This is a genomic window from Aeromicrobium sp. (genome assembly GCF_036676885.1).
In the GTDB taxonomy this organism is placed as follows: domain Bacteria; phylum Actinomycetota; class Actinomycetes; order Propionibacteriales; family Nocardioidaceae; genus Aeromicrobium.
On record NZ_JAKFCB010000331.1, the window covers coordinates 1 to 21,209 of the forward strand.

17 protein-coding genes and 1 tRNA gene are annotated in these 21,209 nt (G+C 67.8%); 10 read left to right on the forward strand and 8 right to left on the reverse strand.

What is annotated here, in order from left to right; all coding sequences use genetic code 11:
• From V6M46_RS15325 to pyk, 3 genes are all read left to right on the forward strand, one after another.
• Window positions 1-1,743: glutamate synthase-related protein (locus V6M46_RS15325; protein ID WP_332666652.1), on the forward strand; the 1,743-nt coding region annotated here is incomplete at its 5' end.
• Window positions 1,736-3,199 (forward strand): glutamate synthase subunit beta, encoded by a 1,464-nt coding sequence (locus V6M46_RS15330; RefSeq protein ID WP_332666654.1) that lies wholly within the window; start codon window positions 1,736-1,738, stop codon window positions 3,197-3,199. The genes V6M46_RS15325 and V6M46_RS15330, both read left to right, overlap by 8 nt.
• Window positions 3,200-3,279: 80 nt before the next feature.
• On the forward strand, window positions 3,280-4,731 hold the full coding sequence (gene pyk, locus V6M46_RS15335; RefSeq protein WP_332666655.1) for a pyruvate kinase: 1,452 nt from the start codon (window positions 3,280-3,282) through the stop codon (window positions 4,729-4,731).
• A gap of 538 nt (window positions 4,732-5,269) precedes the next feature.
• Here pyk and V6M46_RS15340 read toward each other — a convergent pair.
• Window positions 5,270-5,352 (reverse strand) — tRNA-Leu (locus V6M46_RS15340).
• Window positions 5,353-5,407: 55 nt separating this feature from the next.
• On the opposite strand from V6M46_RS15340, the gene V6M46_RS15345 reads away from it, so the two are divergent.
• Both V6M46_RS15345 and V6M46_RS15350 read left to right on the forward strand, forming a co-directional pair.
• Entirely contained in the window at window positions 5,408-6,037 is a 630-nt protein-coding gene (locus V6M46_RS15345) for an ANTAR domain-containing response regulator (protein WP_332666656.1), read from the forward strand.
• Between the two features lie 141 nt (window positions 6,038-6,178).
• On the forward strand, window positions 6,179-7,462 hold the full coding sequence (locus V6M46_RS15350) for an ABC transporter substrate-binding protein (protein ID WP_332666658.1): 1,284 nt from the start codon (window positions 6,179-6,181) through the stop codon (window positions 7,460-7,462).
• A 157-nt stretch (window positions 7,463-7,619) separates the two neighbouring features.
• Here the strand turns inward: V6M46_RS15350 and V6M46_RS15355 are convergent, their stop codons facing one another.
• The 5 genes from V6M46_RS15355 to V6M46_RS15375 form a co-directional block, all read right to left on the reverse strand.
• Window positions 7,620-8,399 (reverse strand): ABC transporter ATP-binding protein, encoded by a 780-nt coding sequence (locus V6M46_RS15355; RefSeq protein ID WP_332666660.1) that lies wholly within the window; start codon window positions 8,397-8,399, stop codon window positions 7,620-7,622.
• Window positions 8,396-9,304, reverse strand: coding sequence for an ABC transporter ATP-binding protein (locus V6M46_RS15360; RefSeq protein ID WP_332666662.1), 909 nt, complete (start codon window positions 9,302-9,304; stop codon window positions 8,396-8,398). Before V6M46_RS15360 ends, V6M46_RS15355 begins: the two co-directional genes overlap by 4 nt.
• Entirely contained in the window at window positions 9,294-10,289 is a 996-nt protein-coding gene (locus tag V6M46_RS15365) for a branched-chain amino acid ABC transporter permease (RefSeq protein ID WP_332666664.1), read from the reverse strand. Before V6M46_RS15365 ends, V6M46_RS15360 begins: the two co-directional genes overlap by 11 nt.
• Before the next feature lie 9 nt (window positions 10,290-10,298).
• The gene (locus tag V6M46_RS15370; RefSeq protein ID WP_332666666.1) at window positions 10,299-11,660 is read right to left on the reverse strand and encodes an ABC transporter permease subunit; all 1,362 of its coding nucleotides are present in this window, start codon (window positions 11,658-11,660) and stop codon (window positions 10,299-10,301) included.
• A gap of 126 nt (window positions 11,661-11,786) precedes the next feature.
• Window positions 11,787-12,533, reverse strand: a complete 747-nt coding sequence (locus V6M46_RS15375) for a DUF554 domain-containing protein (RefSeq protein WP_332666668.1) — start codon at window positions 12,531-12,533, stop codon at window positions 11,787-11,789.
• A gap of 122 nt (window positions 12,534-12,655) precedes the next feature.
• Between V6M46_RS15375 and V6M46_RS15380 the strand changes: the two genes are divergently transcribed.
• Window positions 12,656-13,267: a GNAT family N-acetyltransferase gene (locus V6M46_RS15380; protein WP_332666669.1), complete on the forward strand. Its 612-nt coding sequence runs from the start codon at window positions 12,656-12,658 to the stop codon at window positions 13,265-13,267.
• Window positions 13,268-13,321: 54 nt separating this feature from the next.
• Window positions 13,322-15,985, forward strand: a complete 2,664-nt coding sequence (polA, locus tag V6M46_RS15385) for a DNA polymerase I (protein ID WP_332666670.1) — start codon at window positions 13,322-13,324, stop codon at window positions 15,983-15,985.
• Here the strand turns inward: polA and V6M46_RS15390 are convergent.
• A complete protein-coding gene (locus tag V6M46_RS15390) occupies window positions 15,979-17,193 on the reverse strand; it encodes a hypothetical protein (RefSeq protein ID WP_332666671.1) in 1,215 nt (404 codons plus the stop codon). The genes polA and V6M46_RS15390 overlap by 7 nt on opposite strands.
• A gap of 47 nt (window positions 17,194-17,240) precedes the next feature.
• Between V6M46_RS15390 and V6M46_RS15395 the strand changes: the two genes are divergently transcribed.
• Together V6M46_RS15395 and V6M46_RS15400 are read left to right on the forward strand one after the other, a co-directional pair.
• A complete protein-coding gene (locus tag V6M46_RS15395; RefSeq protein WP_332666672.1) occupies window positions 17,241-18,959 on the forward strand; it encodes a hypothetical protein in 1,719 nt (572 codons plus the stop codon).
• Between the two features lie 46 nt (window positions 18,960-19,005).
• Complete coding sequence (locus tag V6M46_RS15400; RefSeq protein WP_332666674.1) at window positions 19,006-19,152, forward strand: DUF2613 domain-containing protein; 147 nt, start codon at window positions 19,006-19,008, stop codon at window positions 19,150-19,152.
• A gap of 73 nt (window positions 19,153-19,225) precedes the next feature.
• Here V6M46_RS15400 and V6M46_RS15405 read toward each other — a convergent pair whose 3' ends face one another.
• Entirely contained in the window at window positions 19,226-20,320 is a 1,095-nt protein-coding gene (locus tag V6M46_RS15405; RefSeq protein ID WP_332666675.1) for a glycosyltransferase family 4 protein, read from the reverse strand.
• Between the two features lie 154 nt (window positions 20,321-20,474).
• On the opposite strand from V6M46_RS15405, the gene V6M46_RS15410 reads away from it, so the two are divergent.
• Window positions 20,475-21,209, forward strand: coding sequence for a class I SAM-dependent methyltransferase (locus V6M46_RS15410; RefSeq protein ID WP_332666676.1), 735 nt, complete (start codon window positions 20,475-20,477; stop codon window positions 21,207-21,209).

Below are 21,209 nucleotides of genomic sequence, written 5' to 3' on the forward strand. Positions count from 1 at the left end.
TCGGGCCGCTTCGGTGTCACGTCGGAGTACCTCACGAACGCCGATGACATCCAGATCAAGATGGCGCAGGGCGCCAAGCCCGGTGAGGGTGGACAGCTGCCCGGCCCGAAGGTCTACCCGTGGATCGCGCGGACCCGGCACTCCACGCCGGGCGTCGGCCTCATCTCGCCGCCGCCGCACCACGACATCTATTCGATCGAGGACCTCAAGCAGCTGATCCACGACCTCAAGAACGCCAACCCCGCCGCGCGCGTGCACGTCAAGCTCGTGTCCGAGATCGGCGTGGGCACGGTCGCGGCCGGCGTCTCGAAGGCCAAGGCCGACGTCGTCCTGATCTCCGGGCACGACGGCGGCACCGGGGCATCGCCGCTGACGTCGCTCAAGCACGCCGGGGGACCGTGGGAGCTCGGCCTTGCCGAGACCCAGCAGACGCTGCTGCTCAACGGGCTGCGCGACCGCATCGTCGTCCAGGCGGACGGCCAGCTCAAGACCGGTCGTGACGTCGTCATCGCCGCCCTGCTCGGCGCCGAGGAGTTCGGCTTCGCGACCGCTCCGTTGGTGGTGAGCGGCTGCATCATGATGCGCGTGTGCCACCTCGACACCTGTCCGGTCGGCGTCGCCACCCAGAACAAGGCGCTGCGCGAGAAGTACGCCGGCAAGGCCGAGTACGTCGTCAACTTCTTCGAGTTCATCGCGGAAGAGGTGAGGGAGCTGCTCGCTCGACTGGGCTTCCGGACCCTGGAAGAGGCGGTGGGCCATGCCGAGATGCTCGACATCCGCAAGGCTGTCGACCACTGGAAGGCCGACGGGCTCGACCTGACGCCGATCCTGTACGTGCCGGAGCTCCCCGAGGGCGCGGCCCTGCACAACACGACGGGCCAGGACCACAGCCTCGACAAGGCACTCGACAACGAGCTCATCGAACTCAGCGCCGATGCGCTCGAGCGTGGCGAGCCGGTGCGTGCGCAGGTCGAGATCCGCAACGTCAACCGTACGGTCGGCACGATGCTCGGCCACGAGGTCACCAAGCGCTACCGCGGCGAGGGGCTGCCGGAGAACACGATCGACATCACCTTCCTCGGCTCGGCTGGGCAGTCGTTCGGCGCGTTCGTGCCCAAGGGCATCACGCTGCGACTCGAGGGCGACGGCAACGACTACGTCGGCAAGGGCTTGTCCGGTGGCCGGATCGTCGTGCGCCCGCCGCGCGAGGTGCAGTTCACCGCCGAGGCACAGATCGTGGCCGGCAACGTCATCGGCTTCGGAGCGACCAGCGGCGAGATCTTCCTGCGCGGCAAGGTCGGTGAGCGCTTCTGCGTCCGCAACTCCGGCGCCAGCGCGGTCGTCGAGGGCGTGGGTGACCACGCCTGCGAGTACATGACGGGTGGCCGGGTCGTGATCCTCGGCCAGACCGGGCGCAACGTCGCCGCCGGCATGAGCGGCGGCGCGGCGTACGTCCTGGATCTCGACGAGACGAAGGTCAACATGGACATGGTGGAGCTTCGTCGCGTGGATGGTGACGCCTCGCTCGTGCTCCATTCACTGGTGCAGAAGCACTTCGAAGAAACGAACTCGGTCGTCGCCGAGCAGCTGCTCGGCAACTGGGAGCAGTCGCTGGCCCGCTTCACCGAGATCATGCCGGTCAACTACCGGCTGGTGCTCGAGGCGCGCGACGCCGCCGAGTCCGAAGGACTGTCCGAGGAAGACACGACCGCACGCATGATGGAGGTGGCCGCACGTGGCTGATCCCCGAGGATTCATCACGACGCCCCGCAAGGTCGCCGAACGGCGTCCCGTCGAGGAGCGCATCCACGACTGGAACGAGGTCTATCCCGGTGGTCCCGGCCGCGCCCTGCTGCCGATCATCACCGAGCAGGCCGGGCGTTGCATGGACTGCGGCATCCCGTTCTGCCACTCGGGCTGCCCGCTGGGCAACCTGATCCCCGAGTGGAACGACCTCGTGTGGCGCGAGGACTGGGACGAGGCGCTGGACCGCCTGCACGCGACCAACAACTTCCCGGAGTTCACGGGTCGGCTGTGCCCGGCACCGTGCGAGACGGCCTGCGTCGTGGCGATCAACCGTGACGCCGTCACGATCAAGAACGTCGAGGTCTCGATCATCGACAAGGGTTGGGACGACCGCCAGGTCCGCCCGGAGCCGCCCGAGTGGCTGACCGGCAAGACCGTTGCCGTCGTCGGTTCCGGCCCGGCCGGCCTCGCGGCCGCTCAACAGCTGACCCGCGCGGGTCACACCGTCGCGGTGTACGAGCGCGACGACAAGCCCGGCGGACTGCTCCGCTACGGCATCCCCGAGTTCAAGATGGAGAAGATCCATGTCGATCGCCGCATCGACCAGATGCAGCGCGAGGGCACGGTGTTCCGTACGGGCGTGCAGGTCGGCGACACGCTGACCGGCCACCAGTTGCGGGACCGCTACGACGCGGTCGTGCTGGCGATCGGCGCGACCGTACGCCGTGACCTGCCGGTCCCGGGCCGTGAGCTCGCCGGCATCCACCAGGCGATGGAGTTCCTCCCGCAGGCCAACCGCGTCGCGCTCGGTGAAGAGGTCGAGAACCAGATCCTCGCGACCGACAAGGACGTCATCATCATCGGTGGCGGCGACACCGGCGCTGACTGCCTCGGCACATCCGTCCGCCAGGGCGCCCGGTCGATCACGCAGCTCGAGATCATGCCCAATCCGGGCACGGATCGTCCCGAGTCACAGCCGTGGCCGACGTACCCGATGATCTACCGCGTCTCCTCGGCACACGAGGAGGCAGGGGAGCGGGTCTACTCGGTCTCGACCAAGGAGTTCATCGGCGAGGACGGCCACGTCAGCGGCCTGCGTCTCGTCGAGGTCGAGATGGTCGACGGCAAGTTCCAGGAGGTCGACGGCTCGGAGCGCGTCGTCCCGGCCCAGCTCGTGCTGTTCGCGATGGGCTTCACGGGTCCCGAGCAGGAGGGGCTGGTCGACCAGCTCGGCGTGGAGCTCGACGAGCGCGGCAACATCAAGCGCGACAAGCGCTACATGTCCAGCGTCGATGGCGTGTTCGTCGCAGGCGACGCCGGACGGGGCCAGTCGCTCATCGTCTGGGCCATCGCCGAGGGTCGTTCCGCAGCCGCCGGAGTCGACGCCTATCTGTCCGGGTCGACCAACCTGCCGGCCCCGATACCGCCTCATGCGCGCCCATTGACGGTGTGACTCCATGTCTCATCCAATTTGTTGCGCCAAACCACTTAAGTGACTCGCCGGTAGGGCGAAGCGCTGGATAGGCTCGTGAAGTGAGAAGAGCGAAGATCGTCTGCACCCTCGGCCCCGCCGTCGGAAGCGCCCGCAAGATCGAACAGCTGGCCGAGGCCGGCATGGACGTCGCACGGCTCAACATGAGCCACGGCGACCAGTCCGACCACGAGCAGAACTACGCATGGGTTCGTGAGGCCGGCAACAAGGTCGGCAAGGCGATCGCCGTGCTGGCCGACCTCCAGGGCCCCAAGATCCGGCTCGGCCGGTTCGCCGACGGGCCCGTGCAGCTCGACGTGGGAGCGACGTTCACGATCACGACCGACGACATCCTCGGTGACGTCACCCGGTGCTCCACGACGTACAAGGGCCTGCCCGGCGACGTGTCCGTCGGCGACGAGATCCTGATCGATGACGGCCGCATGCGGCTGCGCGCGACCGCGGTCACCGACACCGACGTCACCTGCCTGGTCGAGACCAACGGGCCGGTGAGCAACAACAAGGGCATCAACCTGCCCGGCGTCATGGTCAGCGTCCCCGCGATGAGCGAGAAGGACATCGACGACCTGCGCTTCGCCCTGCGCCTGGGTGCCGACTTCATCGCGCTGTCGTTCGTACGCTCGGCCGACGACTACTACGACGTCAAGAAGATCATGGTCGAGGAGGGCATCATCCGCCCGGTCATCGCCAAGATCGAGAAGCCCCAGGCGGTCGACAACCTCGACGGCATCATGGATGCGTTCGACGGCGTCATGGTCGCCCGCGGTGACCTCGGCGTCGAGCTCCCGCTCGAAGACGTCCCGATCGTCCAGAAGCTCATCGTCGAGAAGGCCCGCCGCAACGCCAAGCCGGTCATCGTCGCGACCCAGATGCTCGAGTCGATGATCTCCGCACCGCGACCGACCCGCGCCGAGGCGTCCGACGTCGCCAACGCGGTCCTCGACGGTGCCGACGCCGTCATGCTGTCCGGCGAGACGAGCGTGGGCGAGTACCCCATCCACACCGTCACGACGATGGCCCGCATCATCGAGTCGACCGAGGAGCACGGGCTGCCCCGCATGGCGGCGTTCACGTGGAAGGCCAAGACCAAGAGCGGCATCATCTGCCGTGCCGCCGCGGACGTCGCCGAGTCGATCAACGCCCGCTATGTCGTCGCGTTCACGACGACGGGTGACTCCGCGCGCCGCATGACCCGCTACCGCTCGAGCGCGCCCGTCATCGCGTTCACGCCGAACCCGCTCGTACGCTCGCAGCTCGCCCTGAGCTGGGGCATCGAGACGTTCCTCGTCCCCGAGGTCACCCACACCGATGAGATGGTGCTGCAGGTCGACAAGGCGTTGCTCGAGATCGGCCGCTGCGCCGAGGGCCAGCAGGTCGTGATCGTCGCCGGGAGCCCTCCTGGCATCCCCGGCTCGACCAACGCGCTGCGGATCCACAACATGGGCGATGCGATCAACGGCGTCGTGCCGGCGTACCAGGACACCGACGAGTAGGACTCCCCAGGGCGTCACCGCTCGCCCCTCGAAGGTTGAGGGGCGGAGCGGGCTACGGAAGAACCGTGTCGCAACGTGCTGCGGTCGGCATGGGAGTATGCACCTGTTGCAGCCCTGGGAGGGAGATCCCTGGTGTTGCGGAGCCCGACTCCGCCCTTCTCATCCTTGCGTGAATATGCCGGGATTTCAAGGAATATGCGGTGTCGGGCGGGTTTCAGGCTGTCCGAAAACGTGTCTCCTTGGGGACGCCTCGGGCCCGGGTGGTGCCGGTGAGGCGCCCCGTGCGTGGTCGTCTCATGAGGTGCCGGCAAGCCGGCACGGCGGCCGTGCGTGGTCGCGTCGGGTGGTCGTCTCATGAGGTGCCGGCAAGCCGGCACGGCGCCGGCCGCGGGCGGCCGTCGTTGCTTTCAGACTCGGAATTCTTGCCCACAACTTTCTGGGCTTCAGTTCCCGTGCCGGCAGGCCGGCACCGCGGCCTCCGGCCGGTGCTTCCGGCGCCGGGAGTGAGTCCGAGCGCCAGCGAGGGCTCAAGTCCCGGTGCCGGGTGCGGGACTCGAACCCGCACGCCCTTGCGGACAACGGTTTTTGAGACCGTCGCGTCTACCATTCCGCCAACCCGGCATGCGCGCGCCGGTCGAGATCAGCCAACCTCAGCGCACCGGGATAACCTTCTCATGTGACTGATCTTGCGACGGAATCGGGACGGCCCCTCACGCGCGTCGTGATTGCCGAGGACGAGGCGCTGATCCGGCTCGACCTCGCCGAGATGCTCGCTGAGGAGGGTTACGACGTTGTCGGTCAGGCCGGCGACGGCGAGGAGGCGATCGAGCTCGTGATGGCGCTGCGCCCCGACCTCGTCGTGATGGACGTCAAGATGCCCAAGCTCGACGGCATCGCGGCGGCCTCCCAGATCGCCCAGGCGCGGATCGCTCCGGTCGTGATGCTGACGGCGTTCAGCCAGCGCGAGCTCGTTGAGCGCGCCCGTGAGTCCGGCGCGATGGCATACCTGGTCAAGCCGTTCACCAAGTCCGACCTGGTGCCGGCCATCGAGATGGCGATGAGCCGCTTCGCCGAGATCAAGGCGCTCGAGCTCGAGGTCGGCGACCTCACGGACCAGCTCGCGACGCGCAAGGCGATCGAGCGCGCGAAGGGCCTGCTGCAGGAGGCTCTGAGCATCAGCGAGCCCGACGCGTTCCGGTGGATCCAGCGCACCGCGATGGACCTGCGCCTGACCATGCAGCAGGTGGCCCAGGGCGTCATCGACCACGGCCCGGAGCTGGGTTCGTCGGTCGAGCACCAGGGCTGAAACGGGCCCGGGTTACAAATTGGCTACGTTACCTTCCGTAATCCCGCGGTTGACACAATTGACCCCTGAAAAGACTAAGTTCATGGGTACGTACACGCTCCCTGGCATGGGCCATGGGCTTTCTACAAATCCGGAGGATTGATGAAACGCAGTACTCAGACGATCCGCCTGGCGGCCGTCGTGGCCGCGAGCGCGCTTGTTCTCGCTGCATGTGGTGGCGACGATGAGGGTGACAAGGACAAGGCGACCGATGCCCCCGCAGCCAAGGGAGACGGCACCCTGACCATCGGCCAGCTGCTTCCGCAGACCGGCAGCCTTGCGTTCCTCGGCCCGCCGGAGTTCGCAGGTGTCGACCTCGCGATCAAGGACATCAATGCCGCAGGTGGCGTGCTCGGCAAGGACGTCGTCGGCGTCAAGGCCGACTCCGGAGACACCGACTCGGGCATTGCGCCGGCCGAGACCGACAAGCTGCTCAAGGCCAAGTCCGACGTCATCGTCGGTGCCGCGTCCTCGGGCGTTTCGCTCACCGTGATCGACAAGATCATGTCGGCAGGCACGGTCATGTTCTCGCCGGCCAACACGTCGACCTCGTTCGACGAGGGTGACTACTCCAAGCCTGACCTCTACTTCCGTACGGCGCCGTCCGACATCCTTCAGGGTGCCGTGCTCGCCAACCTCCTGGTCGAGGACGGACGCCAGAACGTGGCGATCCTGGCTCGCCAGGACGCATACGGCGAGACGCTGGCCAAGGAGGTCGCCAAGAACCTTGAGGCTGCGGGCTCCAAGGTCGCTGCGAACGTGCTCTACAGCGAGAAGGACGGTCCGGGTGACACCCAGATCTCCGAGATCGCGGACTCCAACGCGGACGCGGTTGTCCTCGTTGCGTTCGACGAGACCACGACGATCGTTCCGAAGCTGATCCAGGCCAACACCGGCCCGAAGGACGTTCCGACGTACTTCGTCGACGGCAACACGGCTGACTACTCCGCGGACTCGACCACGCCGCTTCCGGCCGGCTCCCTCACCGGCACCAAGGGAACCATCCCCGGTGCCGAGGCGGGCGACGACTTCAAGAAGCGTCTTGCAACGGTCGACGACAAGCTCAAGGACTACTCGTACGCGGCGGAGTCCTATGACGCCACCGTCGTGTCGGCGCTGGCCGCGATCGCGGCTGACAACGACTCGGGCGAGGCGATTGCCGCCAAGATTGCGGACATCACCAAGGGCGGCGACAAGTGCGAGACGTTCGAGGCTTGCGCCAAGCTCCTCGAGGCCGACAAGGACGCTGACATCGACTATGACGGTGTCTCCGGTCCGATCGAGCTCGGTGAGACGGGCAGCCCGACGGCTGCGTCGATCGGCATCTACGAGTACGGTGCGGACAACACCTACAAGGCGGTCGACTACATCAGCGGCACGATCTGATCACCTGATCTGATCAGCTGAACTGGAGGGCCCCGATGCTTCGGCATCGGGGCCCTCTGCTGTGCCCGGCGGCCCGGCACGGCCGACGGTTGGCTGCAGACACAGGAACGCCCGGCACCGTGGGTGCCGGGCGTTCTCTGCGTTCTGGTGACGCTGCTCAGTCTTCCTGCTGACCCAGCGTCCCGAGGTAGAGCTCGATGACCTTGGGATCGTCGGCAAGCGACTTTCCGGTGCCGGAGTAGGCGTTGCGGCCCTGGTCGAGCACGTAGCCGCGGTCGCAGATCTGCAGGCAGCGTCGTGCGTTCTGCTCGACCATGATGACCGAGACGCCCGCGCGGTTGATGTTGCGCGTCTGCACGAACACTTCGTCCTGCAGGACGGGGGAGAGGCCGGCAGATGGCTCGTCCAGCAGCAGCACCGACGGATCCATCATCAGCGCGCGACCCATCGCCACCATCTGCCGCTCGCCACCGGACAGCTGCCCCGCACGCTGCTTGCGGCGCTCGCCGAGGCGGGGGAACAGGTCCGTGACGAAGCCGAAGCGCTCGTCGAAGCGCTTGGGCTCCTGGTAGCAGCCCATCTCGAGGTTCTCCTCGATCGTGAGGCTGGGGAACACGTTGTTGTTCTGGGGCACGAACCCGATGCCCTTCGAGACGAGCTGGTCGGCCCGCTGGTTCGTGATGTCCTCGCCCTTGAGCTGGACGCTGCCCTCGTGGACCTTGACCAGGCCGAACAGTGCCTTCAGGAGGGTGGACTTGCCTGCACCGTTGGGGCCGATGATGCCCACGAGCTCGCCGGGCTGGCAGTAGAGATCGGCGCCGTTGAGGATGTTGACGCCCGGCAGGTAGCCGGCGATCAAGTTGTCCGCGCGGAGGACGGCGCCCTCAGCGTGGGCGAGGTGCCCTTCGCGCTCGGCCGTCTGGCTGCTTTCGCTCATTCCCGTGTCTCCTCGTCGAGCTCTGCGTCGGCCTCGGCCTCGATCTCCGCGATGTCGACCTCGGTGATGTCGGTGTCGTGGTGCGCGCCGAGATAGGCGTCGATCACGCGCTGGTCGGCCATGACGGACTGCGGTGTGCCCTCGGCGACGATCTTGCCCTGGGCCATCACGATGACCCAGTCCGAGATGTCGCGAACCATGTCCATGTCGTGCTCGACGAACAGGACCGTACGGCCCTCGTCACGCAGCGACTTGACGTGTCCCAGCAGGGACTGCTTGAGGGCCGGGTTGACGCCGGCCATGGGCTCGTCGAGCATGATCAGCTCGGGATCGACCATCAAGGCGCGCGCCATCTCCAACAGCTTGCGCTGACCGCCGGACAGTGAGCCGGCGAAGTCCTCGCGCTTGGCGTCGAGCTTGAACCGCTCGAGCAGACCGTCGGCGCGCTTCGTGTTGTCGTCCTCCTGAGCGCTCCAGAGCGACTTGAAGGCGGCCGAGAAGAACTTCTCGCCTCGCTGGCCGGTCGCGCCGAGGCGCATGTTCTCGATGACCGTCAGCTTGGAGAGCACCTTGGTCAGCTGGAACGTCCGGACCATGCCGAGGCGGGCGACCTTGTAGGCCGGCACCTTGCCGAGCGACGTGCCGTTGAAGTCCCACTCGCCCTGGTCGGGCTCGTCGAAGCCCGTGAGCAGGTTGAACAGGGTCGTCTTGCCGGCGCCGTTCGGACCGATGAGCGCGGTGATGACGCCCCGCTGGACCTCGATGTGGTCGACGTCGACGGCCGTGAGTCCGCCGAACGTACGCGTGATGTTGCTGCCCTTGACAATCGGGTCGGGCTTGGGGGCACCGGGCTCGCGGGGCACTCCTTCGAGTGCTGCACGGGCGGTGCTGACGTCAGCGGCCATCGATCGCAATCTCCCTTCGATCGCCGAAGATCCCTTGTGGTCGCAGGATCATCAGCAGCATGAGTCCGAGTCCGAGCACGATGAATCGCACGAGGCTGGCCTGAGTGTCGGTCATGATGGAGGCGGGGATCAACGGATCCGTGCCGCCGGTGGCCTGGCTGAAGAACGAGCCAAGACCCGCGATGAGGAACCAGAACAGAACTGATCCGACAACCGGTCCGAGCACGCGTGCGGCACCACCCATCAGCAGGGCCGCATAGGCGTAGAACGTGAACGTCGTGTTGAAGTCCGTCGGGACGGCCGAAGCCTGCTTGAGCACGTGGAAGACGCCCGCGAGGCCACCGAAGATGCCGCCCAGCACGAGCGCCTGCATCTTGTAGGCGAAGACGTTCTTGCCGAGCGAGCGCACAGCGTCCTCGTCCTCACGGATCGAGCGCAGGACGCGGCCCCATGGGCTGCGCATGAGTGCCCAGATGAGGAGGCAGCCGAGAGCGACGATCGACCAGCCGACGGTGATCGACCACAGGTCGTTGCGACTGAACGACACGACCCCGATGTCGAGGCCGCCGTCGTACGGGTTGAGGCTCTGATAGGTGCGAGCGAAGCCGGTGAGCCCGTTGGACCCGCCGAACGTTTCCTTGAACTCGACGGCGCCGAACACCAGGCGGAGGATCTCGCTGGAGGCGATCGTCGCGATCGCCAGGTAGTCGGCACGCAGGCGCAGCGTTGGCACGCCGAGCACGAGTGCGAGGACCACCGTGGCGAACATCGCGATGACCAGTCCCAGCCAGAACGGCAGGTCCCAGGTCACCACGCTGACGGCGAGGCCGAAGGCGCCGACCGCCATGAAGCCGGCCTGGCCGAAGTTGAGCAGTCCGGTGTATCCGAAGTGCACGTTGAGGCCGATGGCCGCGATCGCGAACACGATGGCCTGAGGTCCGAGAGCCGCCGAGAACGCGGCATCGACGATGGTTCCGATGTCCATGATGTCCGCCTATCCGATCCGCTGGGCTCGGCCGAGAATGCCTTGAGGTCTGACGAGCAGGATCAGGATCAGCACGACCAGCGCGCCGACGTCCTTGATCGATGCCGGTACGGGGTGTACGCCCCACAGCTCGATGACAGGCGCAACCTCGACGATCAGGCCGATGACGATCGATCCGACGAGGGCGCCCCAGATCGTGCCGAGGCCGCCCAGTGTGACGCCCGCAAACACCAGGAGCAGCAGCTTGAAGCCCATCTGGAAGTTGACCTGGTCGTTGATCGCGAGGAGCACGCCGGCAAGACCCGTCAGGGCCGTACCGAGGATCCAGACCGCCGAGATGACACCGTCGACCCGGAGGCCTGAGGATGCCGAGAGGGCCGGGTTGTCCGAGACGGCCCGCATCGCCTTGCCGAGCCGGGTCGTCATCATGCCGATGCACACGATCACGATCGCGACGATCGAGATCCCGAAGATTGCGATCTCCTTGTCGGACAGGGAGACCGGTCCGTAGTCGGTGCGGGGCTGCGCGACGTACTGGGTCAGCGTCTGCGTCGAGCTGCCGAACGTGTACTGGAAGATGCTGCGCATCAGCAGCGCCAGGCCGATCGAGACGATCATCATGGCGATCAGGCCCGTGCCCCGACTTCGCAGGGGACGCCACAGGCCTCGGTCCTGGGCCCAGCCGAATGCTGCCGAGACCACGATCGCGAGGACTCCGGCCGCCAGGACCGGCATCCCGAAGCCGCGGTTGAACATGTAGGTGATGATCGCGCCGAACGTGATGAGCTCGCCGTGCGCGAAGTTGGTGAGGCCCGTCGTGCCGAAGATCAACGAGAGGCCGAGCGCCGCAAGGGCAATGATCAGGCCCTTCTTGAGGCCGGCGACGATCGAGTTGGTGAGCTTCTCGGTGAAGGCGACCTTGTCGGCGACGGCTGCGCCGATCGGGAAGGTGGCGAAGTTGCTGCCACCCAGCCGTGCGGTGATCGTCAGATCGCTCTCGCCGCCGCTGAGCTCGACGCCTTCGGGGAGGGTGTCCTTGTCAAGCGTGATGACGTAGACGCCGTTGCCGGGGATCGCGATGCTGACGCGGCCGGCCTGGTCGGTCACCTGGGTGCCGATCTCTTCTCCGGTCTTGCTGTCCTTGAGGACCGTGAGGCTCACGCCGGGGACGGGCACAGCCTCGCCCTTGCCGCCCTTCAGGTCCTTCAAGGTGACCGTGATGTTCTGCCCGTCGACGATCGGGTTGGCCTCAGGCGCTCCAGTGGCGGTCGGGCTGGGCGTGGGCGTCGTCGCAGCGTTCGCGGTGACGGGCGCCAGCAGGATCAGACCGGCCAGGATCGCGGTGAGGAGCGTCGCTGGTCGCAGGTGCACGCGGTGTCTCCTGTCGAGTTTCTCGGTCGAGGGTCGTTCGACCTCCAGTGGACTATAGCCACATCCGAGAGTCATGCATGTCACACCCGCCCGCCGCAGGTAACAGTTCGGTTTCGAGACGCAGTGTCAGTGCGCGAGGACCGCGATCTGGCACAGGATCGGCGCGACCACAAGCGCCGGCAGCAGGTCCGCGACGTGGATCGACTTGAGGTCGAGCAAGCGGAACGCGACTCCGATCAGGATCAATCCGCCTGTAGCGGTGAGTGCGGCGAGATGGGCGTCCGGGAGGAACGACCCGAGCAGCGCACCCAGCACGGTCAGCGAGCCCTGGATCACGGCGACCGAGATCGCCGATGCCATCACGCCGATGCCGAAGGATGCTGCGAACGCGAGGGCGGCGAACCCGTCGAGGGTGGCCTTGAGCAGCAGCTGGTCGGCGCCGTTGCCGAGCCCCTCGTTGATCGCTCCGAGGATCGTCAGCGGGCCGATGCAGAACACGAGCGAGCTGATCACGAACCCCTCGATGAACCGCTCCTTGCCCTCGGCAGCCTCACCGCGCGTCAGCCGGACCTGCAACCAGCCGCCGAAGTCCTCGAGCCGGTCCTCCAGCCGCAACGAGGAGCCGATGATGCCGCCGATGACCAGCGATCCCAGCACGATCAGCATCGGCGCGCTCGTGCCGACGGCATCGCGCAGCTCTGAGTCGCCGACCGCCATCGCCGCATCCGCGGCGATCAGGAGCGTGACCAGGCCGAGCGCCGAGGTGACGGTCGAGCGTACGCGCAGGCTCAGCCGGTGACCGATCAGGAGACCCAGGCCGGATCCCGCGATCACGGTCGCCACATTGGTGGCTGTGCCAAAGCCGACGAACATGTAAGGTCTCCTTCGACAATTGAGGTTTCAACCGGGTACGCCCGGGCCCTCCGCGCGTAGTCTGTCATTTTGCTGCGTCGCGACGGGTCGCAGGTGCTCCCGGACTCGAGACAGGGAAGTGCATGTCGGGCCGACCGCACATCGTCCTCAGGGACGCAGATCGTGAGGACGCGCACGCCCTTGTCGCACTCTGGGCGGAGTGCGCGGGTGCGAGCCAGGACGAGGGCTCTGAGGCGTTCACGCAGCAGTCTCTTTGGCGCGAACCCGGTGTGGCCGAGGCGGCCGCGGCCCTGGAGTTCAACCTCGGGCAACGCGACAAACGCATCATCGTCGCACTGATCGACGGCGAGATCGTCGGCGCCACGGTGTGCACGATCGGCACGCTGACCCCCATCAACCTGACGCGCGTCCTGATCATCACCGAGATCCAGGTGTCGCCGCGATTCCGTCGCAAGTCGGTCGCCTCGACGCTGCTGTCGGCCGCCGCGAGCTATGGCGAGGAGCACAACTGCGAGATCGTCGTGGCCGCCGTCCCGGCGCACGCCCGTGAGCCGCACCGCTACCTGACCAAGATCGGGTTCAACCAGATCTCGACCGTGCGGGCGATCCAGGCCAGCAAGCTGCGGTCCCGGCTGACGATGAAGGCCACCAACTCGCGTGACACCGGCAAGCTGATCGCCGTACGCCGGACGCTCCGCCGCCGCACCGACGCACGCGACGTCTTGCGCGGCTAGAACGCGCGGCTGACCCCTCGCGGTTCGTCAGAGCCGGCGACTAGAGTCGACCGGGTGGACCGCCTCCTGCTGATCGACGGCCATTCCGTCGCCTACCGTGCCTTCTTCGCCCTCCCCGTCGAGAACTTCTCGACGACGACGGGCCAGAGCACCAATGCGGTGTTCGGCTTCACGTCGATGCTGATCAACGTGCTGCGTGATGAGAAGCCGACTCACGTGGGAGTCGCGTTCGACGTCTCACGCAAGACGTTCCGGCTCGACCAGTACGCCGACTACAAGGGCAATCGCTCCAAGTCGCCGCCCGAGTTCACCGGCCAGATCCCGTTGATCAAGGAGATCCTCGACGCGCTGCACATCACGACCTTCGAGAAGGAGGGCTTCGAGGCCGACGACATCATCGGCACGCTGACGACGCGTGCCGAGTCGGCCGGCATGGAGGTGCTGATCTGCACGGGCGACCGCGACGCCCTCCAGCTCGTCAGCGACAAGACGACGGTGCTCTACCCCCGCAAGGGTGTCTCCGACCTGGCCCGCATGACGCCGGCCGCGGTCGAGGAGAAGTACTCCGTCACCCCGGATCACTATCCCGATATCGCCGCCCTCGTCGGCGAGACCAGCGACAACCTGCCGGGTGTGCCCGGGGTTGGGCCCAAGACGGCAGCCAAGTGGATCAACCAGTACGGCACTCTCGAGGCGTTGGTCAACGACGTCGAGAACGTCCCGGGCAAGGCCGGCGAGGCGCTGCGCGAGCACCTCGACAGCGTCCTTCGCAACCGCAGCATCAACGCGCTGATCCTCGACCTCGACCTGCCGGCCGGACCGGCCGACCTGGCGTTCGACACGGTGTGGGACCGCGAGGCGATCCACACGGTGTTCGACGCACTGGAGTTCAACGCCCTGCGGGTGCGGCTGTTCGAGGCGTTCGGCGACGTCGAGCCGCAGGCTGACGAGGGCTTCGACCTCGAGGGCACGACGCTGGCGCCGGGCGAGGTCCCTGCGTGGCTCGAGACCCAGTCCAAGTCCGGCGCACGCCTCGGGCTCCACGTGCAGGGCTCGTGGGGCCGCGGCACCGGCGATGTCGTGGGTCTGGCGATCGCATCGGACGAGTCGGCCGCCTGGATCAACACCGACGAGATCACCGCCGACGACGATGCGGCGATCGCCGCGTGGCTCGCCGATCCCGAGCGGCCCAAGGTCCTGCACGACTCCAAGGGACCGTCGCTGGCGCTCGAGGCCAAGGGCTGGCCGCTCAAGGGCGTCGCCGCCGACACTGCGCTGTCGGCATACGTCGTGCGGCCCGACCAGCGGTCGTACGACCTCGGAGACCTGTCCCTGCGCTACCTCAAGCGCGAGCTGCGCGACGAGTCGGACAACTCCGGCCAGCTGACGCTCGACACCGACAACATCGGTGCGGAGTCCGGCATGCTGCGTGCCCGGGCGACGCTCGACCTGGCCGCGGTGCTCGACCAAGAGGTCGAGCAGGCCGGCGGCACGGCGCTGATCCACGACGTCGAGCTGCCGCTCGTGGCGACCCTGGCCCGCATGGAGCGCACCGGCATCGCGATCGACGACGACCACCTGATCGAGCTCGAGTCGGAGTTCGCGGCACGCGCTGCGAATGCCGCATCCGAGGCGTTCGCCGCGATCGGCGGCAAGGAGATCAACCTCGGATCGCCCAAGCAGCTGCAGGTCGTGCTGTTCGACGAGCTCGGGATGCCCAAGACCAAGAAGACCAAGACCGGCTACACGACCGACGCCGAGGCGCTGCAGCAGCTCTACGTCAAGACCGAGCACCCGTTCCTGCAGCACCTGCTCGATCACCGCGACGTCACGCGCCTGCGTCAGACCGTCGAGGGCCTCCGCAAGTCGATCTCCGACGACGGCCGGATCCACACGACGTACGCCCAGACGATCGCCGCGACCGGCCGGCTGAGCTCCAACGACCCCAACCTGCAGAACATCCCGATCCGGACGGCGTCGGGCCGGCGGATCCGCGAGGCGTTCTGCGTCGGCGAGGGTTTCGAGACGCTGTTGACGGCCGACTACAGCCAGATCGAGATGCGGATCATGGCGCACCTGTCGGAGGACGCCGACCTGATCGCGGCGTTCAACTCCGGCGAGGACTTCCACACCGTCATGGCTGCCAAGGTGTTCTCCAAGGAGCCGAGCGAGATCGACGGCGGCCTGCGTGCGCGGATCAAGGCGATGAACTACGGCCTCGCGTACGGGCTGTCGTCCTACGGACTCAGCCAGCAGCTCGGCATCTCCACGGGTGAGGCGCAGGCGCTGATGGACGACTACTTCGAGCGCTTCGGCGGGGTGCGCGACTACCTGCGCGGCCTGGTCGACGAGGCCCGGCAGACCGGGTTCACCGAGACGATCATGGGTCGACGCCGCTACCTGCCCGATCTGCAGAGCGACAATCGCCAGCGTCGTGAGATGGCCGAGCGCATGGCGCTCAACGCCCCGATCCAGGGCTCCGCCGCTGACATCATCAAGGTCGCGATGCTGGGCGTCGAGCGAGCGCTCGACGCCGCCGGGCTCGCCTCACGCATGTTGCTGCAGGTGCACGACGAGCTCGTGCTCGAGGTCGCAGCGGGGGAGCGGGAGCAGGTCGAGCAGCTGGTCCGCGAGCAGATGGCTTCGGCAGCTGACCTCTCGGTGCCACTCGATGTCTCGGTCGGTGTCGGTCGCACCTGGCACGAAGCAGGTCACTGACCCGTTGACTCGACGGGCGTACGTGGGTGGCTCGGGGCGAAGACGAACACGGCCGCGGCCAGGGCGGCGGCGACCAGCGCGACCGTGAGGACGAGCCCGGTGATGCCGACCCCGAAGCCGTACGCCGCGGCAAGCACCGCGACGACCGCGGCCCAGATCATCACGACGATGCCGTGGGCGTGCCGGGCGAGGGCGTCGAACACCAGCAGGTGCACGACGGCCAGGCAGGATCCGGCGACGGCGAACAGCCAGAGCCGGTCGGTGATCTCGTCGTACTGGTGACCGCCCACCAGGATCAGGGCGACACGGGGGAGCACCGCCGTCGCGAGCACCGCGAGCGCGCCGAAGCCGGCGACCAGCGAGACCGCGCGCAGCCGGGCGTGATGCGTCGTGGCGCGTGCCAGGTCGGGGAACAGCACGACACTGACGAACTGGGGGAAGAACAACGCGGCCTTGGCGAGGATCAGTCCCGACGCGTACAGGCCGCTGGCGTGCTCGTCGAAGCGGTTGCGGGCGATCAGTGAGTCCAGGTTGCTGAGCACGAAGTACGCGAGGAGGGCATGCGTCGAGAACAGCGCCTCCTTGAGCAGCGATCGTCGGCTGATCAAGGCACCCTTGTCGTGTCCGATCATGAGCCGGGCGCCGGCGAGGGCGGGCAGCCAGGAGCCGATCGCGATGCCGATCATCGCGGAGATGACGCTCGGGGAGATGACCAGCGCGAGGGCACCGCCGATCAAGCGGCCGAGGCCGTTGCCGACGTAGATCGCGGTGAGGGCGCCCCAGCGGGCGGTGCCCTGGGCGATGCCGGACTCGGCGCCCATGACGGTGAGCGGTATGAGGGTCGCGCCGCACAGGATCACGGCCCAGTGACTGTCGAGCTTGAGCACGGGTGTCAGCACGACGGTCGACGCCGCGACCAGGACTCCCACGGCCGACGCGACGATGACCGTGACCCGGACGGTCGCGCCGATGATGGCGTCGTGGTTCTCGGGGTCGATCGCGAGGCGGCGCGCCGTGACGGCCTGGAGGCCCAGCGACGCGACGGTCCCGACCAGCAGGATGCCGAACAACGCGGTGAGGGCGCCGAACTCCTTGGGCAGCAGTGCCCGCGCCGCGATGACGTTGAACGCGTAGACAGCGATGTTCATCGTCATCATGCCCGCCGCCACGAGCGTCCCACCGGTCATCGTCGCGCGCGTGGTCCTCACCACGGCACAATAGCCGTGGCCGGTGTCGGACAAGAGCAGGGGCGAGCATGAGGCGATGGCAACAGCTCGACCTCGAACGGATCGCCGTGCCCGCCTGGGCGGCCTTCCTGGCCCTGGCGGTGTGCCTGCCGCTGTTCACCCGCGGCTACGTCCTGTCGTACGACATGGTGTGGGTGCCGCAGCTCGACCTGGACCGTCCGGAGATCTGGGGCCTTGGCACGGGGTTGCCGCGCGCCGTGCCGTCGGACGCGTTGGCCGGCCTGCTCGGAGCCGTGATCCCCGCGGCGATCGTGCAGAGGCTCGTGCTGTTCGCCGCATTGTTCCTGCTCGCGGTCGGCACTGCCCGGCTGTTGCGCGAGCGCCCGCTCGTGGCTCAGCTCGCCGCCGCGACCCTCGCGGTCTGGAACCCGTTCGTCGCCGAGCGACTCGTGCTCGGACAATGGCCGCTGCTGGTGGCCTGCGCGGCCTTCCCGTGGCTGATCGACGCGATCAGCGTCAAGGGCGGCCCACGCTGGCACGTGGCGGCGCTGGCGCTCGCGGCCACCGCGCTCACACCGGCGACGGGTGTCATGGGCCTCGTCCTGGGTGTCGTTGCGGCATGGCGCCGCGGGGTCATCACCGTGGTGTTCCTGGCCGCCCTGGTCAACGGCCCGTGGATCGTGGCCGGGATCCTGCACTCCTCGATCTCGCGCAGCGACCCGGCTGCGGTCGGCCTGTTCGAGCTGCAGTCCGAAGGCCACTTCGGGCGTGTCGGCTCGGCGCTGACGCTCGGCGGCATCTGGAACACCGAGGTCGTGCCGACGTCCCGCACCCTGTGGCTCGCCGTTCTCATCGCGATCGCGATCGGCGCGGTCATGGTCGTCGGCATCGTCACGATGTGGCAGGACGACGCGCGACTGCTCGCCGTGCTCTGCGTCGCCGGCGGCGTCGGGCTGGCCGTCGCCCTCGCCGGCTGGCTCGATCCAGATCTCGTCGCCCGGGTCGTCGCCGATGTCCCGGCCGGTGGGCTCATCCGCGACGGCACCCGCTGGCTGGGCCTGCTGGTGCCGCTCGAGGCCGTCGCGTTCGGTGCCGGGGCGCACACGATCTTCTACCGGGCCGAGTTCACCGCGTGGGAGGTGCCGGTGATCGTGTTCGCGCTGGCGCTGCCCATCGCGGCGATGCCCGACCTGGCGTGGGGAGTGGGCGGGCGGCTGGAGCCCGCGACCTACCCAGCGGCGTGGACCGATGCCCGGCGAGTGATCGAATCCAGCACGGTGCGGGGAGACATCGTCGTGCTGCCGTTCAGCTCCTACCGCAAGCCGGCATGGAACCACGACACGTCGGTGCTCGACCCGGCCGGCCGGTACTTCGACCGTACGACCGTCACGAACGACGACCTCGTGGTCTCCGGGCGTACGATCGCCGGCGAGGATCCCCGTGCCGCGCGCATAGAACGGGTGCTGCGCGGCGCGAACGTCAGGCGTGGGCTGGCCCGGCAGGGGATCGGTCTGGTCGTCGTGGAGACCGACGCGCCGGGTGCTCGTACGGCGCTGCGACAGGTGAGGGGCGCTCGGGAGCTGGAGGTCGAGGGGACCGCCATCAGGGTGTTCGCCATCCCGGGAGCGAGACCCACGACGATTGACAAGACCGACCGGCAGATCATGACCGCGACGTGGGGCGTCACCGCGCTGACTCTGCTGTTTGCGCTGGTCGGGGCGGTTCGCGGGGCGGCCGAACGCCGACGACGGAAGCCGGCCCCTGCGGCCTCGCGGAGTCGGGCGTGATCCTACCGGCTGGTAGACTTGTGTGGTCTCGAGGGAGGACATCAACGTGGGAACACTTACTGGCGGCATCATCGCCTTCATCGCTGGACTCGGCCTGGCCGGAGCCACTGTCGTGGGCGTCGTCCAGACGCAGGAGAAGGCCGGCGAGGAGCCGATCTCATCGACGAACGTGAGTTACGGCTCCAACAACTGATTCACCCGGCGTCCAGACGCCATCGAAGGGCGGGCTCATTCGGAGCCCGCCCTTCGTGCGCCCGGGCCTGCTCCTACCGCCCGAACGTCTCGATGATCCCCGCGAACTCCTGCTGGGAGCCGGCCCACGTGTATGCCTTGGACTTGGCGAGGGCGCCGCGGCCGAGGAACTCGCGCCACTCGTCGTTGTCGATCAGGTCGCGCAGCGTGGCGACGAACTCGTCGGGAGTGTCGACGAGCACCCCTGAGTCCTTGTGGTCGATCGATTCGGTCGTGCCGCCCGCAGTGCTGTAGGCGACGGTGGGTGTCGCGTGCGCTCCTGCCTCGCCGATCACGATGCCCCAGCCCTCCTTGAGGGACGGGAGCGCCATGAGCCAGGACTGGGCCAGCAGCTCGTGCTTGGCCCGGTCGTCGACGTAGCCATGGAACACGACGCGTTCGGAGACCCCGCGCCGCTCGGCGTACGCACGCAGCTCGGAGTCCCACCAGCCCGCGCCGACGACGTCGAGGATGACCTCGGGGTGGTCAGCCTGCATCAAGGCCACGGCATCGATCGCATGCTCGACCTGCTTGTGCGGGACCAGCCGCCCGACGACACAGATTCGCGGTGTGGCGGATCGAGCTGCCTCGACCAGCGGCGCAGGGTCGTTGCCGTTGTGGATGATCGTGATCCGGTCGCGGTCGACGCCGAGCTCGACAAGCTCGAGGCGGGTCGCCTGCGACACCGCGACGTACTGGCTGCGGCGGTAGAGGCGCGGGGCGACGCGGCTCTCGATCCACCAGCCGATGCGGCCGACGAGCCCGGGGTAGACGATGGGCCACTGCTCGCGGTGCACGTGGTGCACCAGGACGACGACCGGCTTGCGGGTGGCGAGGCGGGTGAAGAACGGGAGCCCGTTCTGGACGTCCACGACGAGGTCGACCTTGCCGAAGCGACCCAGCAGCAGGGCGAGGAACGTACGGACGTAGATGTCGAGCTTGGTGCCGCGACGGACGAAGCGGACTCCGTCGATGATCTCCTCGTGCGGGCCGTTGTCGTGGGCGGCGCAGGCGATCGTGACGCTGTGGCCCCGGTCGACGAGGCCGCGGGCCATGTTCTCGACGTAGCGTTCGGAGCCTCCGCCTTCGGGGTTCTTGGTGTCCCGCCAGTTGCAGAAGAGGATGTGCATGTTCGGCCGGCGGTTGCCAGCCCCTCCTTCGGTCGCCGACGCGGTGCCGACTGCTCCCTCGCGACACGTCCCTCAACGTGGCGACGCCATGTCCCTCAACATGACAGTGCAATTCTAACATCACGGTGGTCCACCCCTCCCGTATCCTTTCCGGGTGCCTGACCTGCCCTTTCGCCCTGATCTGGGCCGATCGTGGCGGCTGTTCCAGGCATTTCGGGTCGAGCAGACCGACCCCGCGCACTTCTACGGCACGCTGGCCCGCGACTCCGTCGACCAGATCCGTACGTATGCCGGCCTGGACGGCCAGTGGGTGCTCGACGTCGGGGGAGGACCGGGCTATTTCGCCGACGCGTTCCGCGACGCGGGCGCGACCTACACGCCGCTCGACGCCGACCTGGGCGAGCTGTCGGGACTCGGGGATCCCGAGCCCGGCACGGTCCTCGGCAGCGGCATGCAGCTGCCGTTCGCCGACGGCAGCTTCGGCGTCACGTATTCCTCGAACGTCCTCGAGCACGTCAGCGAGCCCTGGACGATGGCCGACGAGATGGTGCGGGTGACGAGGCCCGGCGGCCTGGTCTTCCTGTCGTACACGCTCTGGTACGGACCGTGGGGCGGGCACGAGACCGCGCCGTGGCACTTCCTCGGCGGTCACCGCGCGGCCCGGCGTTATGAGAAGAAGCACGGGCACCCGCCCAAGAACGTCTTCGGCACGTCACTCTTCCCGGTCACTGCGGCCGCGGGTCTTCGCTGGGCGCGCCGTCAGACCGCCGCCGAGGTGGTCGCGGTGATCCCGCGCTATCTGCCGCGTTGGTCGTGGTGGGTCCTGCGGGTCCCGGTCCTGCGCGAGCTGGTGACCTGGAACCTCGCGATCGTCCTGAGGAAGAGATGA